This is a genomic window from Saccharothrix coeruleofusca (assembly GCF_017876325.1).
GTDB lineage: Bacteria > Actinomycetota > Actinomycetes > Mycobacteriales > Pseudonocardiaceae > Actinosynnema > Actinosynnema coeruleofuscum.
Genome location: NZ_JAGINV010000001.1, coordinates 6,941,680 through 6,957,104, shown reverse-complemented (window position 1 = coordinate 6,957,104; position 15,425 = coordinate 6,941,680). Strand labels below are relative to the sequence as shown.

Here is a 15,425-nt window from a genome sequence, read left to right as displayed (position 1 = left end):
TCCGGGCGGAGTCAGTGCACGAGGGTGGTGCCGTACTGCCGCTGGACGAGGTCCACGGCGTCGGTGAGGACCTGGTCGTGGTCGAACGCCAGCGACCCGAACTCGTCGGCCAGCACGTCGGCCACCGGCCACCAGCGGGCCTGGCGGGCGTCGTCGCCACCGACGGCGGCGGGCATGTGGTCCAGCACCGCGGCGAATCCCACCGACACCACCCGGCCACGCGGGTCACGGCCGGGGGTGTCGTACACGCCGACCTGGTCCAGGCTCCATTCCTCGAACGCCACGCCGGTCTCCTCGTGCAGCTCGCGCACGGCGGCGGCGGCGAAGGTCTCGTGCGGGTCGACGTAGCCACCGGGCAGCGCCCACCGACCCGCGAACGGGTCGTGACCCCGCTCGATCAGCAGCACCCGCCACTGACCGGCGTCGTCCTGGGCGAACAGCAGCACATCGGTGGTGATGGAAGCGTTGTTGTCCTTCACAGCAGCGATCTCCTCAGAAGTGTTGATGTGCAAGGGAAAGCGAGAGCAGGTCAGGTGGCGGCCTGGTACCGGGCGTACCGGCGGGCCAGGCGGGCGCGGTTGGCCTTGTCCAGCGCGGCCTGACGGGCCGGGGTCATCGGCCGCACCGGCTTGGCGGACTCGACCAGGTAGAGGCTTGCGAAGTTGCGCCGCCCACTGGCGCGGTGGCGCACGTAGAGCACCGCGACCGGATCGGCACCACCGGGCCGCAGCCCTCGCGCCCGCAACTGACGGCGGGTGGCGAGCCTGTCACGCGGAGCACGGCCCCAGGTCAACAGCGGCAACCCGTCATGCGTGCCGCGCGTGAGCACCGTCCCCGTGGTCCAGGGCACCGACTCCACCCACACCCACGGCCAGCGCGCCATGTCACCGGCCCACCAACACCGACGCGGTGCCGACGGCGGCCGTGTCGCTCGCGGCCAACAGACGGCGGTACTCGTCGGCGTAGTCCAGGTGCAAGCGCTCCGCGTCGTACAGGGCCGACCAGACGATGTCCCCCACCCGCACCGACATCCGGGCCTCCGCGAACACCTCCGCCAACGCGGTCTCCGCCCCGACCACGTCCCGGTAGTACGCCACCCGGTCGAAACCCTCGGCGTACAGGTCGAACCCCACAGCGGCGAAGCGGTCCCGCACCCCGCGCAACCGGTCCTCGGCGGCCCTGAACCGGGCGTCGAAGTCCTGCAACATCCGGTCCATCACGCCACCGCCGTGAGCAGCGCGGCCACGCCCAGCCACAACCAGTGCCAGGACTGGTCCAGCGCATACGCGCCCGTGCCCAACGTGGGGTTGTCGTCCCGGCCGGGTCGCGGTGCGCCGAAGGTGACGAACCCGCCCTTGCCGACCAGCGCGGCGAGACGGGCCAGGGTGTGGCGGCGGTCGGCCCAGTAGTGCGTCACCGCGGACACCAACTGTCCGGCGACGAACCCCGCCGGGGTGATCGGCAGGCCCAGCAGCCACCACAGCAGCGCGACCGTCCCGGCGGTGACCATGGTGTAGGAGGCGACATGCCGCAAACAGGCCAAGCGGCCCGCGTGCGACCTCCACCCCTTGTGGACGCTCTGCGACTCGGTCTGAACCCAGTGATCAGCCACGTTGTGCGCCACCAGCAACGCTGGCAGTACCGCCGCGAAGGCGACCGCCATCCCCATGGCGTCGAGCTGCATCACGCCACCCGCTTCACGGCCGCAGCGGCACGACGGGCGGCGTTGCGACGCGCCTTACGTCCCTTGCCCTTGCTCCAACCGAACACCGGCGACGGCAACGCCGTGGCGACCGCCACCGGCCCCACCATCCGCTCCGCATCCTCCAGCTCGGCCGCAGCCTGGGCGACGCTGACGCTGCCGTACTTGGGGGTGATGCCCGCCAACGCACGGGCCAAGATGCGCCGGTTACGGCGCTCCCGCGCCGACCCGTCCAACAGCCCCGACGTCGGCTCACCCAACGCGATCTCCACCGAAACCTGCGCGTCCAGCAGCGCCAACGCCGCCGGAGTCAAGCTGTCCGGGTAGTGCTTCGTGGTAGTCATCGCCCCTCCGTCTTAAGACAATTATCGTGTCGCACACAGTAGACATACTCCGTCGCAGCCGTCAAGACGTGTCTCAAGACGGGTGGGTAGGATGTGTGTTATGGCTGATCAGGGAGCTACAAACCGCCGTCGATCAACAGCTAGCCAGCGAGTCGCGGATGGCTTGCGAACGGCAATCGCTGACGGCGACTACCGGCCTGGCGACCCGTTGCCCGCATATCGGACACTTGCGGCTACGTACGGAGTTGCGGTCAATACAGTGATGGCGGCCGTGCGGCAGCTCGCCGAGCAGGGCTTGGTCGACATCAAGCCGAACTCAGGGGTCGAGGTTCGAGCTACAAGCAACGAGGCGGCCTACGGCCTCGCTGATCTGCGAGCGGATGCACGGGGCATCGCGAGCGAACTCCTAGACGCGTCGCAGACGCTCGCGAGCCTCGCGAAGCGGGTAGAGGATCTTCAAGACCGAGCGAAGCGCTTGGATATCAAGTGATCGCCAGCCCTCTCGGCTACCTACCGACCGTGGAGCCGAACGTGCCGAGCGCGTCGAGCACGTAGCCGCCCCAGTCCCCGAGCCGCTGCGCAGCGTGCGCCGCGCCCACGGGGTCACGGAGCACAAGTGCCAACAGCACGAGGAGAACGAGCAGGGGCACAACCTTCCGGCCGCCCTGCCCGCCCGTGATCGGCATCATCGTGTGGTTCTTGCGCCCCATGACTTCCTCCACAGTTGGCCGATGTGGTGATAGGGCTATTCCACGCCGAAGCACAGGACGGTTACACCGCGTTCCAACAGACCCTTGCAGACGTCCTGAGCATGCCCGTAACGTCCAAAACGTCCTAGGAACGTCCAGGGGAGGGTGCGTCATGCCCAACGACCGACTTCGGGCGGCCATCCGTGCCGCTGGGCTCACGATCGAGGACGTTTGCTCGCGTGTAGCGGTCGACCCGAAGACAGTCGAACGGTGGATCAGTAACGAATCACGGAAGCCGCACCGCCGGACTCGCTTGACGGTGGCAGCCTTATTAGGTGTTGACGAAGTACACCTATGGCCAGAAGTTGCAGAGGATATCCGCACCCGCCACACCGGGCAAAGTGAAGTGGTGTATGTGTACCCAACTCGCGCCTCCGTGCCTCACGATTTGTGGCTCGAATTAATCAGCGACGCAAGCACCGAAGTTGACGTTCTCGTGTACGCTGGCGCATTCCTTGTGGAGCAGTACAACCTAATTCCCGTTATCCGGCGCAAGTCGGCCGAAGGCGTTAAATTCCGACTTCTCGTCGGTGACCACACATCGACTGCCGTCATCCAGAGAGCCCGCGAAGAGGGTACGCCCGGAGGACTCGAAGGGCGAACACAACTCATGCTGCGCTACCTCGAAAGCGTTGCACGACTGCCAGGCGTCGAAGTACGCAGCCACGGAACAGTCCTGTATAACTCGATATACAGGTTTGACAATGACATGCTGATCAACGGCCACGCTTACGGGACGGTTGCCGGACAAAATCCGGTTATCCACATCCGACGGGCTCCCGGCGGGATGATGTGGGAGAACTACTCGTCATCCTTTGAGCGCGTATGGACCAGTGGCGTACCGGAACTACAGTAGAGGAGTTTAGCGTGGCTCGGATCGACTACTTCAATGACGCTGACGCACCCGCAGTCAATAGTGTTGTTCCCTCGGTTACATGCGCAATTCGGGATGACGACGGGAGGATCCTCCTCATCCACAAAGTGGACAACGACCTGTGGGCGCTGCCGGGCGGCGGGCACGACCCTGGCGAGAGCATCATCGACACGGTTGTGCGGGAGGTGCGTGAAGAGACAGGACTTGACGTCCAAGTCACCAGCCTGGTCGGCACATACACCGACCCACGACACGTCATGGCCTACGACGACGGCGAGGTTCGACAGCAGTTCTCATTGTGCTTCAGGGCAAAGTGGATTGGTGGCATGCCGCGCGAGGATGGCACCGAAACGAAGGCGGTACGTTGGGTCAACCCCAACGACTTGGATCGCCTCAACATCCACCCGTCAATGCGCCTACGGATTGATCACGCCCTTGACTCAAACCGTACGGAGCCTTACCTCGGTTGAGTCGCCAGGCGCAAGCGTGCTTCTGTTCGCGAGACAGCCTCGCCGATCACAGGTCGAGCCCTCAGCCAAAATCGGTGCACCGGATCGTTGGCCGGATAACGCGTGAAGACTTCGTCAATACGTTCGTCATAACTCACACTCTCGCCAGATGGACCGGTGGTGAGGTCTGCCGTGGCAAGAGCATCCGAAAGCGGACTCTCTTCGAACGGGTAATCGGCCAGCACATGAGGCATGCCGCGCTCCACTGCTTCAAACCGTGCACCCGAGTGGTGCGCAACCAGGTTCACCAATGCCGTGGGCAACTCGTGTTCGCGCAAATATGCGGCACCATCGGCGGCGTGGAGACCTGTCGCGACAAGGTCGGGCGCGTAGCCAATGTCATGGAGCCATGCGGACGCCACTAGAAGCTTGTCCGCTACGGAGTCCAACTCGGGTGATTCCCGTGAGTGAACCGCTGCACGGATCGAATCGGCCCGCACCGCGACTGCTTGGACGTGCCGCCAACGGCGTTGCAGTGGTGACACCAGCGCTTCAGCTGTGCGGCGGGCATATTCGACAAGATCGGAGTTCTGCGCTTCCCAGCGCGCTACGTCCTGCGCGTCCTTGGCCAGTTCCATGGCGCACCTCCGCTTCCGGTTCCACAGACGAGTCTTCCACTGCACACACGTGCAGTACACGGCATCGACAGCACTCTCGGCACTCGCCTGTCGTAGGCGGTCCGTGAGCTGCGGTGCATCGGTACCACCACGGTCCGCTCTGCCCCTGGCCCAAGGAGTGACGCCCGCCGGGACGGCGGACGGGCTTGCCGGAGCTGGTCAACGCCGCAGAACGCCGTACAGGACGGCCTGAGAGCCCCACAGAGGCGACCAACCGAGCCAGCCCATGTGCAGGGACACCTGCCGAAGTGGGGCGCAGCCAGTCACGGGACTGCCCTACTACCTCGCGCGAGGCAGTAGGGCAGTCCCTGGGGTGCGCGGGTTTGGAGGCGGGTTTCAAACCCGCCACTTGCACCAAACCCGCACCCAAACCCGCGCACCATCAGCGCAGGTCAGAGCACACCTCATCGGTCTCTTGCGGGTTTGCGGGTTTGTTTCTCATCCTGAGAAAGGAGAAGAGTAGTACATGACCACGCCAGAGCACGGGACGGGCTTGCCGGAGCTGGTCAACGCCGCAGAACGCCGTACAGAACGGCCTGAGAGCCGCACAGAGGCGACCAACCGAGCCAGCCCATGTGCAGCGACACCTGCCGAACCGGCATGGGTAAGATTTGCCACCAGCTAGCGGGGTGGTGCGCCAGCGAGCGCCGATGTCCACTTGAGACAATGCCAGCGAACGCGGTGCGATTTGCCCAGTGGCTGCCCAAGTTGGCTCTGCCCAAGTTGGCTCTGCCCAAGTTGGCTCTGCCCAAGTTGGGCAGCGACACGTCTACCCAGGTCAGAGATCGGTTCGAACGCGCGGGGAGCGCGGTTTCCTAAAACGCAGCTTCCAACACAGCGGCGGGTCGCCGATACGCGCCGGGGTGAGTACGCGATGGTGTCGTCATGACCAGTGATCGTGGCCACGAGACCCGGAGGGGCCGTGTGTTGGCGGAGGTGCGGTGGGGCTGGGTCAGTGGGTTGTCGTTGACCGCCGGTGGTGTGCTGGGTGTGGTCGCGCTGCGGCCGTGGTGGTCGGAGATTTCCATCCGGTTGGGTCAGTGGTGGCCGGTAGCGGGCACGGTGGTGCTGTTCGTGCTCGGTGTGACGGCCATGCATCGGCGCGCCCTGGCCGCCCAGGACAACGCGGGTCCGGCCCGAACCTCGGCTACCGGGACCGGGACTACGGCCACGGGTAAAGCGGAGGTGACGGAGCGTCGGTCGAGTTTGTCCGGGTGGGTGGTCCTGACCGCGGCGATCAGTGTCCTCGGTGTTGCGGTGCTGGTGCTGGCAGTGATGTGGGACTGGTCGGCGGTGCCAGGTCTAGGCGCGAAAGACGCGGCGAGCACGCGGTTAGAGACGGTGAAGTTCGCCGCGAGCGTCGCGGTCGCCGGCGGTGGGTTTTTCGCGTTGTACCTGGCCGCGCGTCGACAGCGGACCCAGGAGTTGGAGCTGGCGCAGCGCCACGCCGAATTCGACCACAGCGAGCGGGATGCGACCGAACGCCGGGTGACCGAGCTGTACACCAAGGCTGTCGAACAGCTGGGGTCGGACAAGGCCGTGGTCCGCCAGGGCGGGTTGTACGCGTTGGAGCGCGTAGCCCAGGACAACCCCACCCACCGACAGACCGTAATCAACGTGATCTGCGCCTACCTGCGCTCCCCGTACACACCACCTCCGGATCGTCCCATCACCCGCCGCACCGGCCTGCTCCGGTCCTTGCGCGGAACCCCCGCCGCCCGGGTAGCCGCCGCCACCGCGTCCGCGCGCCGTATCAGCCTGAATCCACCCACACCGTCCCCTACAGAGGAGGAATCGCGCCAAGAGCGCGAGGTTCGACTTACCGCCCAGCGCATCCTCGCCGCTCACCTGCGCCCCAACCTCGACGAGGACACCGGTCAAGCCGTCAACCCACGCTACTGGGGGGAGGGCTACGACCTGGATCTCACAGGCTCTACCCTTATTGACTTCAATATGACCGGCTGCCATGTCAACACCGCATCATTCCGCGGCGCGACCTTCACCGGCAACGCCTTGTTCCACGACGCGACCTTCACCCGCGACGCCTTGTTCGACGACGCGACCTTCACCCGCAACGCCTGGTTCCACCGCGCGACCTTCACCCGCAACGCCGAGTTCAACGACGCGACCTTCACCGGCGACGCCGAGTTCCACGACGCGACCTTCACCCGCCACGCCTGGTTCCACCGCGCGACCTTCACCGGCGACGCCGAGTTCAACGACGCGACCTTCACCCGCAACGCCTGGTTCCACCGCGCGACCTTCACCCGCAACGCCGAGTTCAACGACGCGACCTTCACCCGCGACGCCTTGTTCGACAACGCGACCTTCACCCGCAACGCCTGGTTCCACCGCGCGACCTTCACCCGCAACGCCGAGTTCAACGACGCGACCTTCACCGGCGACGCCGAGTTCCACGACGCGACCTTCACCGGCCACGCCTGGTTCAACGACGCAGCGTTCCAGTCGATTGCTAGGGCTGACGATGTGTGGGTACGGATTGATCAGCCCAGAAGCAATGTCCGTCCGTTGCTGGGAGAGAATTCGTGGCCAGCAGGATGGACTGTAGACGGGTCGGTGGCGGCACCCAGGGATGGCAGGGATGGCAAATGGGCTCAGTTGGTACCGGTGCCGATCGTTCTTACCTCGCTGCCCTCGCAGGCTGTCGACGCTTGAGCGACCAACTGCGTGACAACCGAGGCGGACAGGTGCGCACGCACCAGGATGTCTATGGACGTCATACGTGCTGTGAGCTGGGAGAACAGGGAGGCCTTGGTCCTAGGAACTTTGCTTCGGGACGAAGAGGTCGCAGGTTCAAATCCTGTCACCCCGACCAGGTCAGGCCCGGTACGTCGCAAGACGTACCGGGCCTGATTTGCGTTCCAGCCAGATGGCTGGAGGCAGGCCGGTCCAGTTCCACCTCACCGCCGTCCGTAGAAGGCTTGGAGGCGATGGACGCCAACCAAGCGGAGTGAGGCCAGGACGATGACCGGGAGCTTCGAAGGTCGACCCGCGTACCTCCGGATCGCAGATGACCTGCGGCGGCAGATCCTCGACGGTGAACTGCGGGACGGCGACCGGCTCCCGACCGCGCAAGAGATCATGGACGACTACGGCGTCTCCCGGATCGTGGTCCGCGACGCGATCAACCTGCTGCGCTCCGAGGGCTTGGTGCGCACCCAACAAGGCAGCGGCAGTTACGTCCGTCGGCACAAGCCGCTGAAGAAGCGCGTCATGGGCGACCTCTACGCGAAGCGCCCAACCTTCTCTCCCGTCGCCCAGAGCGCCCAAGCCGCCGGGAAGACCGCCGACTGGGAGTGCCAGTCACGAGCCACCAAGGCCACCAGAGCTGTCGCCGACCGACTGGGCATCGAGCTAGGCGACGACGTGAGAGCCCCGAGGCCCTTCGAGACGGACAAGCTGGAAGTTCCCCAAGGAGTTCCAGTCATGGCTGTCGAGCGCACCTACTACGCGGGCGACAGGCCAGTGGAAACAGCGGACATCATCGTGCCCGCCGACCGCTACGCGCTGTCTTACACGACCAGGATTCCCGAGGTCGCTTCCGAAAGCTGGTGAGCACGCCCCGAAGACACTTCAAAAAGTTCAGCAAGTGGCATTTTCATCATGCCGGTGACGGGGCTTTCCGCAACTTGCTCCAACCACTCGGTCACAGCAAGGCCAGGAACTCGGCGGCTGTCAGGCCGGCTTGGCGCACTACCGACGCCAGCGTGCCCCGCTTGACGGTGCCGTGCATCGGCAGGATGACTGTTCGACCGTCGTGATGCCGCCATACGGCATGGCTGCCCTTGGTGCGTACGTGCTCGAACCCGAGGGACTTCAACACGCGTTCAACCCTGCGCACGGGCAGGTCGGCCAGCGCAGGGCTCACGCGGCGCTACCCGGCAGGTGGAAGTGGGTCACCAACGGAGCGGGGGTGATAGTCGGCGTCGGAACGTGTTCGAGGTAGAGCTCCACGGCCTCGGCCAGGTTGCCCAACGCCTCGTCGATCGTCTGCCCCTGGCTGGCCACGTCCACCTCCAGGCACTGAGCCACGTACCAGTCCTCTTCCTGGTGGACGGCGGCGGTGAAGGTGTGCGGTCGACTCATGAGAGCAGTGTCCCACCAGCGCGCCGGTGAGGGGGGCAGGCGCAGCAGGGGCCTGGCACTTCGCGGCTGTGAGGCCGGTCTGACTGACGCACGATGGATGCGAGCGCACCTCGGCCACGGGCTCGACGCGCACTCCGCCGAGGTCGGTTCAGCGGTCAAGCAGCAACCGGTCACCTGGCGCGGAATAACGCGCCGCCCGCCGTGGTGTAACTGTTGCGACGGGTTGGTCGCGGGGAGGAGCCGGGAGCCCATGAGCCTTCGCCAGTACGAGTACGCGCTGGCCGTCGCCGAGGAGGGCTCGGTGACGGCGGCGGCGGAGTTGCTGCGCGTCGCGCAGCCGTCGGTGTCCCAGCAGATCCGCAACCTGGAGCGGGAGCTCGGTGTGGACCTGTTCGCCCGCACGCCGACCGGCCTGGTGCCCACCCTGGTCGGCCGGGTGTTCCTGCGGGAGGCGGAGGCGGCGGTGAACGCGGCGCGGCGGGCCAAGGCGATGGCGCGGGCCGGTGCCGACGAGCTGGTGGGCGAGCTGGTGGTGATGGCGCAGATGGGCTTGGGGACGCGGCAGCTGCCGGGCGCGCTGGGCGCGCTGCGCCGCCGCTTCCCCCGCCTGGAGGTCACCGTCTTCGAGGAGCCGAACCCGGCCGAGCTGGAGCGGATGGGCCGCCGGGGCGTGATCGACCTCGCCCTGGTGGCCTCGACGTGCGAGGAGGGTGCCGTCGACGCCCACCACCTCGGCGACGAGGAGTTCGTCGTGGTGCTGGGTGACGGGCACCGGCTGCTCGCCGAGGACCGGGTCGGGCTGGCCGAGCTGGCGGGTGAGCCGTGGGTGCGGTTCGACCGGGACAGCGCGCTCGACGGCGTGCTGCGGGACGTGCTGCGGGAGCACGGGCTGGCCCCGACCACGGTCGCCCGCGCGTCCCAAACGGCGACGGCCGTGCGCTGGGCCGCCCACGGGCTGGGGGTGACGCTCGTCCCGGCCTCCGCGGTGCCGCACGGTCACGAGCACCTCGTGCGGCCGGTGTTCCCGGTCGTGTCCCAGCCCGTCATCGCGGCGGTCCGGCGCGGCGCGGGCCGGGCGGAGCTGGCGCTGCTGGAGCTGCTGCGCCAGGAGTCCTGGTCGCGGTCCGCTGTCGTGACGGCCTGAGCGGGGGCCGTCAGCCCCTGGGGAACTCGCCGCCGTCCACGACGAGGTTGCTCCCGGTCAGCCAGCTCGCCCGGCCGGAGGCGAGGAACAGCACCGCGTTGGCGATGTCGTCGGGCTCGCCGTCGCGCCCCAGCGGCGGCGTGGTGGCGCTGACCTGGTCCGGCGTCGAGTCCAGGCGCGCCCACTGCTCCCGCGTCGCTTCGCCGCCGGGGGTGGCGACCCGGCCGGGGGTGACGGTGTTGACCCGGACGCCGAACGGGGCCAGTTCGGCGGCCAGTCCCCGGCTGTAGTTCTCCAGCGCCGCCTTGGCCGCCGTGTAGTGCAGGAACGGTCCGGACGCGACGGGCACGGCCGCGGAGGAGATGTGCACGATCACCCCCGAGCGCCGTTCCCGCATCCCCGGTGCCAGCAGCGCGTCCAGCCGCACCGACGCCAGCAGGTTCAGCTCCAGCGTGTCCTGCCACTCCTCGTCGGGGATGTCCAGCGCGCCGCGGTGCGGTCGCGCCCCGCCCGCGTTGTGCACCAGCAGGTCCACCCCGCCGAACGCCTCCCGCGCGGCCGCGGCGATCGCCTCCGCCCCGCTGCGGGTCCGCACGTCGGCTTGGACGAAGCGGGCCCCCTCCGGCGCCGCGCTCGTCGCCGACCTGGCGGTGGTGAGCACTTCGGCGCCCGCGCCCAGGAGTTGGCGCACGATGGCCGCGCCGATTCCGCGAGAACCGCCCGTGACCAGGGCCCGCTTTCCCGCGAATTCGGGCGTGCCAGATCCGTTCTCGGTCGTGGTCATGCCACTGGTCCTCTCCGTCGTGTATTCGGTCAACCCATCGGGCTCTTTCACGGTACGGCGGGGAAAGAACGGGAAGCAAAGACGAAATAACTGCGGACGCCATAGGGGGAACCTATGGCGTCCGAACGCTCGGTTCGCGGTGGGCGAGCGCGGCACCCCCAAGGCGGACGTCGCCTTCACGGGCTACCGGAAGCGCGGGCGGGCCGCCTGCTGATTCCGCACCCGGAGCGCCGCTCCTTCCCGACGATCGTGGAATGATTTCCGCCTTATTGCGGTTTCGCCGAAAATCTCGCGGGAATGTGCCGAAAATCGACCTCCCCTCAGGACAATGTCGGTGTCGACGACGTTGTCGGAGGGGCGGCATGACTGATCCAGCGGACCGCGGGAGACCCGGCCATCGAGTTCTGCTCATAATCTTGTTCGTCCTGGTGACCGCCGTGGTCACGTCCGTGTCGGCGCGCCTGGTCGCCGACGTGGTCGAGTGGTGGCGGGCGGACGGCATCCCCTACCTCGCCGCGACCGCGGTGATGCTGATCCTGTCCAGCGTGCTGATCAACGCGCTGCCCAGGGCGGTGAAGGAGTTCTGGCACTGGTCGGGGCCGTTCCCGGCGGTGGCGGACCGGGTCGGGAAAGCGCTGACCCGCCCGCGCAAGGCGCTGGGCGTCGTGATCACCGTCCCGCTTCTCGCCGGAGCGGGCTACGTCCTGCTGCCGCCCGCGCTGGAGCCGGGCGAGCTGGTCATCATGGCGGCGCCGGACCTGAGCCCCAACACCCCGCGCACCACGCTGATCGAGCAGTGGAACGAAACCCACCCGCGCAATCCGGCCAGGCTCGAAATCGCGGCGGGTGAGACCGAGGAGCAGCACGAGCGCATGGTCAACGACGCGGAGGAGGACGGCGAGCACAAGGCCGACGTCTACATCCTCGACGTGGTGTGGATGCCGGAATTCGTCGAGAACGGATACCTGCGGGAACTGGACCGGTCGAAGCTCGGGGACGACCTGGACGACTTCGTGGCACCGGTGCGGCGCACCTGCGAGGTGAAGGGCAAGCTCTGGGCGCTGCCGCTCAACACCGACACCGCGCTGATCTACCACCGCACCAAGGTGCCCGGCGTCGACGCGCCGCGCACCTGGGACGCCCACTCCGGGACCCCCGCCGCCGAGGGGCGCGGCGGGGTGGAGGCGGCGACCGCCGCGCAGTTCTCGGACGAGATGCTGATGGTCTCGGCGCTGGAAGCGATCTGGGCGGAGGGCGGCGGGGTGGTGACCGAGGACGGCGAGGTCACGCTGACCCCGGACGGCAGCCGGGTGAGGTTCACCAAGAACGACTACGCGGGGATGCGCAAGCTCAACGCGATGACCAGGGCGCAGGGCATCGCGCTGACCGACCCGCGCCCCGAGGACACCAACGCCCTCGACGCCGTCGAGCAGTTCGCCGCCGGGCGCACGGCGTTCATGCGCAACTGGGCCATCGCCCACCAGCAGCTCGACGACCGGCAGGCCGAGCTGGACGCCGCGGGCGTCACCTTCGACGCCATCGCCCCGCCCTCGCCCAGCGTGCTCGGCGGGCAGAACCTGGCGATCTCGGCGCACACCGGCGAGCCGAGGGCCGCGCAGGCGCTGATCCAGTTCCTCACCAGCGCGCAGAGCCAGCAGATCCTGGCCGAGGTCGGCGGGTTCGCGCCGAGCAGGGGATCGGTGTACGACCGGGCGAAGAGCGAGCACTGGGTGCACGTGCGGACGGCGCTGCAGCAGACCCGGCTGCGCCCGAACACGCGGAACTACACCGAGTTCAGCAAGGCCTTCCGCGACGCCGTCAAGAACGTGGTGAGCGAGCACGACCAGATCCCCGACGAGACCGCCAGGGAGTTGGCGGAGATCCTGCGGAAGTGACCGGTGGACCGGCGGGGCCCCTCCGCACCCCCATGCGGAGGGGCCTTCGCCGGTCAGCTCATATCTCGGTTGTCCACCGGGATCAGGTGGCGGGGTACGACCGCCATGTCGCGGTTGGCGGGGCGGTTGTCGGGGCGGTTGTCGGCCGGGGCGCGGTACGGCGTGCGGGCGTGACGCATGGCAACTCCTCCAGGTGTTGGTGAATGTGCTTCCACGGTATTGACCGCTCCCGCCTCCCGGCCACCGGATTTCGGCACTCGCCGCGCATTCGCCAAGGCGATTCCCTGGCGAGAATTCGACTCGTGGCGAGTCTGTGGCAAATCCCGTCGACAGGCCCTAGCGTGAGCGCGTGGACGTGTCCCGCCGTGCCCTGGACCGGCTCTGCTCGCTGCACAAGTCCGAAGGGGTCCAGCGCACCCCGCTGGACCGGCACCTCGGCCCCGAGCTGCGGGCGCTGTGGGGCATCGGCGAGGCCGACCGGCCGGAGCGGGCGCGGGCGAAGGCCGCGCTGCAGCTGGAGCGCGCGTTGGCGGGGCTGGACCCGGTCGTCGCGGCGATCGGCCGCGGGTACTTCAACACCTCGCTGGAGCCCGCGTGGTGGGCGTTGAACCTGACCGCGCGCAAGCAGCGGCTGTGCGTGGAGCTGGGGGTGTCCGCGCGCACCATGGACCGCCGGTTCCGGGACGAGGTGCAGCCCGCCCTGATCGCCTCTTTACGAGCCGGACCAGCGCCGATATCCCCCGACGAGGTGAGCGCGCGGGTCGCCGCGGAGCGGCGGGTGGTGGCGGGCGACCCGGTGGTGGACACCGGCGCGGACGACCGGATCGCGCGGTTCCGCCGCCCGGTGTCACCGCTGGAGGAGGCGCTGCGGTTCCTCCGGGAGGAGCGGCTGCACGCGCTGCGGCACGCCGGCGGCGAGCTGGTGGTGTTGCGGCCGGACCGGCGCAGCGCCTGGGTGCCGGTGTTCAGCAGTCGAAGCAGACTGCGCGAGTACGTCCGGAGCAATCCGCGGTTCTCCGGACTGCCATTTAGCACCACTGGCGCGAAACTCGTCGCGGAGTTGCTGGCGCACCGGACGCCGATCGGCGTCGTGGTCAACCCCATTGCCGAGCGGGCGGGTGATCTCGGGTGGACTTTCACCCTGCTCCCCGAACAGGTGGCCGCGTTCCGGCATTAGCGAAATCCACTTCCGGAATAGGGCGTCCGCGATAGGCTGCCGACCGTGAACGGCTTCTCGGTCGATCCACGCGAACTGCTCGACGCGGCCAAGCGCGTGCGGGCGGAAGTCGACGACCTGGTTCGCGAACCGGCGCTGAAGTACCGGGTCGCGCCGGACCAGGTGGGCCACGACGGGCTCGGGGCGGCGCTGGCCGCCTTCCACGAGACGTGCGCGGCGGGCGCCACGACGCTGGTCGAGGACGCACTGGAGCTGATCCGCAGGTTGGAGGCCACGGCCGCGGTCTACACCGGGGCGGACGAGGACCTCGCGGACCTGCTCCGCGCGCCGCGGTGACCGGCGCCCGCGCATGGCCGAAGACGCGGACCCGCTGCCCGGCAACTGTCATGCGCTGGACGGGGAGGTCATCCGCCTGCGCCACGTCGCCGCGGGGTTGGAGGGGGTAGCCGGTGCGGTGCACCGGGCGCGGGTGGACGGCTGGCAGGGCGACGCTCGGGAGCGGTTCGACCTGGCGCGGGCGCGCCTGCGGGAGCACCACCTGCGGGCTGCCGAAGCCTTCGCCACCGCCGCGGGGGCGGTCGAGGACTACCGGGCCGGGCTGGTCGAGCTGCAGCCGCGCGCCCGGTACGCGGTCGAGGAGGGGCGCGCGGCCGGGCCGGTCGGCGTGGCCGTCGCGCGCGAGCAGGTCGAGCGGTGGCGGCGGCAGCTCGACCTGGCCGGTGACCGCGCCGCGGCCGCGGTGGACGAGGCCCGCCGCCAGCTGGCCGAGCTGCGGCGGGTGTTCGGCGAGCCGCCCGCGCCCGTGCCGGTGGCGGCGCCGGCCACCCGAGCCGTGGCGGCGCCCGCCCCGAGCCCCCGGCCGGACCTGCGCGACCAGTCGACCTACGAGCGGGAGCTGCGCAGGCTCAACGACGCCTTGCTGACCTCTTTCCTGGCCCTGCGCTGAGCATCGGGGCCCTCCCGGTGGGTGCACCCGTTCAGGCAGGCGCAGGGTGAGCAGGCGTCAGTCCACCCCGCACCCGATCGGGAGGTCCACCACCGGTGCGACGGACGCGGCCCCCGGCGGCGGGAACACCGCGCGCAGGGTGAAGGCGAACGGCGTCGGGCCGTGCTCCCGCAGGTGCACCAGCCGCTCCTCCGCCTCGGCCGCGGTCGGCCGGTGGCCCGCCGGAACCCACCACAGCACGGCCATCGCCTCCACCGGCCGGGCGAACCAGCGGCGGCGCTCGCGCAGCACGGCCACGTGGTCGGCCCCGTACACGTAGTCGACCAGCTCCTGGCGGGAGGCCCAGGTCGACATGTTCAGCAGCAGCCACTCGTCGTCGAAGACGCGGACGGCGGTGGCGTCGCCGTCCTCGGTCCGCAGCCGCCAGCGGAAGCCCGGCGCGCGGTCGGCCGCCGCGTTGACCGGGTCCAGCGCGGCCACGAAGTCGGCCAGCGGCGCGCTGTCCAGCGGGGCCAGCAGCCTGGCGATGTTGGCTTGTGACAGTTCGAACCCAGAAATTCCCCCAAGTGTCATAAGC

At 68.6% G+C, this 15,425-nt stretch carries 22 protein-coding genes; 10 read left to right on the top strand and 12 right to left on the bottom strand.

Annotated features, from left to right (window positions below; translation table 11 throughout):
* Positions 1-11: 11 nt before the first annotated feature.
* The 5 genes from JOF41_RS32190 to JOF41_RS32170 are packed head-to-tail and all read right to left on the bottom strand — an operon-like array spanning position 12 to position 2,046.
* Positions 12-479 carry an NUDIX domain-containing protein gene (locus JOF41_RS32190; protein WP_209623624.1) on the bottom strand — a complete coding sequence of 156 codons (468 nt, stop codon included), beginning with the start codon at positions 477-479 and terminating at the stop codon, positions 12-14.
* 50 nt (positions 480-529) lie between these two features.
* Positions 530-883, bottom strand: coding sequence for an RRQRL motif-containing zinc-binding protein (locus JOF41_RS32185; RefSeq protein ID WP_209623623.1), 354 nt, complete (start codon positions 881-883; stop codon positions 530-532).
* Between the two features lies 1 nt (position 884).
* Positions 885-1,217, bottom strand: a complete 333-nt coding sequence (locus tag JOF41_RS32180) for a hypothetical protein (protein WP_209623622.1) — start codon at positions 1,215-1,217, stop codon at positions 885-887.
* Positions 1,217-1,684, bottom strand: coding sequence for a DUF3307 domain-containing protein (locus JOF41_RS32175; RefSeq protein ID WP_209623621.1), 468 nt, complete (start codon positions 1,682-1,684; stop codon positions 1,217-1,219). The genes JOF41_RS32180 and JOF41_RS32175 overlap by 1 nt, the downstream gene beginning before the upstream one ends.
* The gene (locus tag JOF41_RS32170; RefSeq protein WP_209623620.1) at positions 1,684-2,046 is read right to left on the bottom strand and encodes a hypothetical protein; all 363 of its coding nucleotides are present in this window, start codon (positions 2,044-2,046) and stop codon (positions 1,684-1,686) included. The genes JOF41_RS32175 and JOF41_RS32170 overlap by 1 nt, the downstream gene beginning before the upstream one ends.
* A gap of 91 nt (positions 2,047-2,137) precedes the next feature.
* Here JOF41_RS32170 and JOF41_RS38005 point away from each other — a divergent pair, with 91 nt between their 5' ends.
* Positions 2,138-2,536: a winged helix-turn-helix domain-containing protein gene (locus JOF41_RS38005; protein WP_307867593.1), complete on the top strand. Its 399-nt coding sequence runs from the start codon at positions 2,138-2,140 to the stop codon at positions 2,534-2,536.
* A gap of 16 nt (positions 2,537-2,552) precedes the next feature.
* Here JOF41_RS38005 and JOF41_RS32160 read toward each other — a convergent pair whose 3' ends face one another.
* Entirely contained in the window at positions 2,553-2,756 is a 204-nt protein-coding gene (locus JOF41_RS32160) for a hypothetical protein (protein WP_209623618.1), read from the bottom strand.
* 151 nt (positions 2,757-2,907) lie between these two features.
* Between JOF41_RS32160 and JOF41_RS32155 the strand changes: the two genes are divergently transcribed.
* A complete protein-coding gene (locus tag JOF41_RS32155) occupies positions 2,908-3,651 on the top strand; it encodes a DUF5919 domain-containing protein (RefSeq protein ID WP_209623617.1) in 744 nt (247 codons plus the stop codon).
* 11 nt (positions 3,652-3,662) lie between these two features.
* The gene (locus JOF41_RS32150) at positions 3,663-4,139 is read left to right on the top strand and encodes an NUDIX hydrolase (RefSeq protein ID WP_209623616.1); all 477 of its coding nucleotides are present in this window, start codon (positions 3,663-3,665) and stop codon (positions 4,137-4,139) included.
* On the opposite strand, the gene JOF41_RS32145 is transcribed toward JOF41_RS32150, so the two are convergent.
* On the bottom strand, positions 4,127-4,756 hold the full coding sequence (locus JOF41_RS32145) for an HD domain-containing protein (protein WP_209623615.1): 630 nt from the start codon (positions 4,754-4,756) through the stop codon (positions 4,127-4,129). The two genes, JOF41_RS32150 and JOF41_RS32145, sit on opposite strands and share 13 nt — an antisense overlap.
* A gap of 924 nt (positions 4,757-5,680) precedes the next feature.
* Here JOF41_RS32145 and JOF41_RS32140 point away from each other — a divergent pair.
* Both JOF41_RS32140 and JOF41_RS32135 read left to right on the top strand, forming a co-directional pair.
* Positions 5,681-7,471 (top strand): pentapeptide repeat-containing protein, encoded by a 1,791-nt coding sequence (locus tag JOF41_RS32140; protein ID WP_209623614.1) that lies wholly within the window; start codon positions 5,681-5,683, stop codon positions 7,469-7,471.
* A 309-nt stretch (positions 7,472-7,780) separates the two neighbouring features.
* Positions 7,781-8,371, top strand: a complete 591-nt coding sequence (locus JOF41_RS32135) for a GntR family transcriptional regulator (protein WP_209623613.1) — start codon at positions 7,781-7,783, stop codon at positions 8,369-8,371.
* A 91-nt stretch (positions 8,372-8,462) separates the two neighbouring features.
* On the opposite strand, the gene JOF41_RS32130 is transcribed toward JOF41_RS32135, so the two are convergent.
* Together JOF41_RS32130 and JOF41_RS32125 are read right to left on the bottom strand one after the other, a co-directional pair.
* A complete protein-coding gene (locus JOF41_RS32130; RefSeq protein ID WP_209623612.1) occupies positions 8,463-8,684 on the bottom strand; it encodes a type II toxin-antitoxin system HicA family toxin in 222 nt (73 codons plus the stop codon).
* On the bottom strand, positions 8,681-8,902 hold the full coding sequence (locus JOF41_RS32125) for a type II toxin-antitoxin system HicB family antitoxin (RefSeq protein WP_209623611.1): 222 nt from the start codon (positions 8,900-8,902) through the stop codon (positions 8,681-8,683). Before JOF41_RS32125 ends, JOF41_RS32130 begins: the two co-directional genes overlap by 4 nt.
* Positions 8,903-9,152: 250 nt before the next feature.
* Here JOF41_RS32125 and JOF41_RS32120 point away from each other — a divergent pair, with 250 nt between their 5' ends.
* Positions 9,153-10,046, top strand: a complete 894-nt coding sequence (locus JOF41_RS32120; RefSeq protein WP_209623610.1) for a LysR family transcriptional regulator — start codon at positions 9,153-9,155, stop codon at positions 10,044-10,046.
* Positions 10,047-10,056: 10 nt separating this feature from the next.
* On the opposite strand, the gene JOF41_RS32115 is transcribed toward JOF41_RS32120, so the two are convergent.
* Positions 10,057-10,830, bottom strand: a complete 774-nt coding sequence (locus JOF41_RS32115) for an oxidoreductase (protein WP_209623609.1) — start codon at positions 10,828-10,830, stop codon at positions 10,057-10,059.
* A gap of 416 nt (positions 10,831-11,246) precedes the next feature.
* On the opposite strand from JOF41_RS32115, the gene JOF41_RS32110 reads away from it, so the two are divergent.
* Positions 11,247-12,725, top strand: coding sequence for an extracellular solute-binding protein (locus JOF41_RS32110; protein ID WP_209623608.1), 1,479 nt, complete (start codon positions 11,247-11,249; stop codon positions 12,723-12,725).
* 53 nt (positions 12,726-12,778) lie between these two features.
* Here JOF41_RS32110 and JOF41_RS38000 read toward each other — a convergent pair whose 3' ends face one another.
* Positions 12,779-12,904 (bottom strand): hypothetical protein, encoded by a 126-nt coding sequence (locus JOF41_RS38000; RefSeq protein ID WP_276515722.1) that lies wholly within the window; start codon positions 12,902-12,904, stop codon positions 12,779-12,781.
* 170 nt (positions 12,905-13,074) lie between these two features.
* Between JOF41_RS38000 and JOF41_RS38455 the strand changes: the two genes are divergently transcribed.
* The 3 genes from JOF41_RS38455 to JOF41_RS32095 are packed head-to-tail and all read left to right on the top strand — an operon-like array spanning position 13,075 to position 14,848.
* The gene (locus JOF41_RS38455; protein WP_209623607.1) at positions 13,075-13,902 is read left to right on the top strand and encodes an SseB family protein; all 828 of its coding nucleotides are present in this window, start codon (positions 13,075-13,077) and stop codon (positions 13,900-13,902) included.
* 45 nt (positions 13,903-13,947) lie between these two features.
* Positions 13,948-14,238 carry a hypothetical protein gene (locus JOF41_RS32100; protein WP_189221322.1) on the top strand — a complete coding sequence of 97 codons (291 nt, stop codon included), beginning with the start codon at positions 13,948-13,950 and terminating at the stop codon, positions 14,236-14,238.
* Between the two features lie 13 nt (positions 14,239-14,251).
* Entirely contained in the window at positions 14,252-14,848 is a 597-nt protein-coding gene (locus tag JOF41_RS32095) for a putative T7SS-secreted protein (protein ID WP_209623606.1), read from the top strand.
* A gap of 57 nt (positions 14,849-14,905) precedes the next feature.
* Here the strand turns inward: JOF41_RS32095 and JOF41_RS32090 are convergent, their stop codons facing one another.
* On the bottom strand, positions 14,906-15,421 hold the full coding sequence (locus JOF41_RS32090) for a DUF3291 domain-containing protein (RefSeq protein WP_244989747.1): 516 nt from the start codon (positions 15,419-15,421) through the stop codon (positions 14,906-14,908).
* Positions 15,422-15,425: the final 4 nt, after the last annotated feature.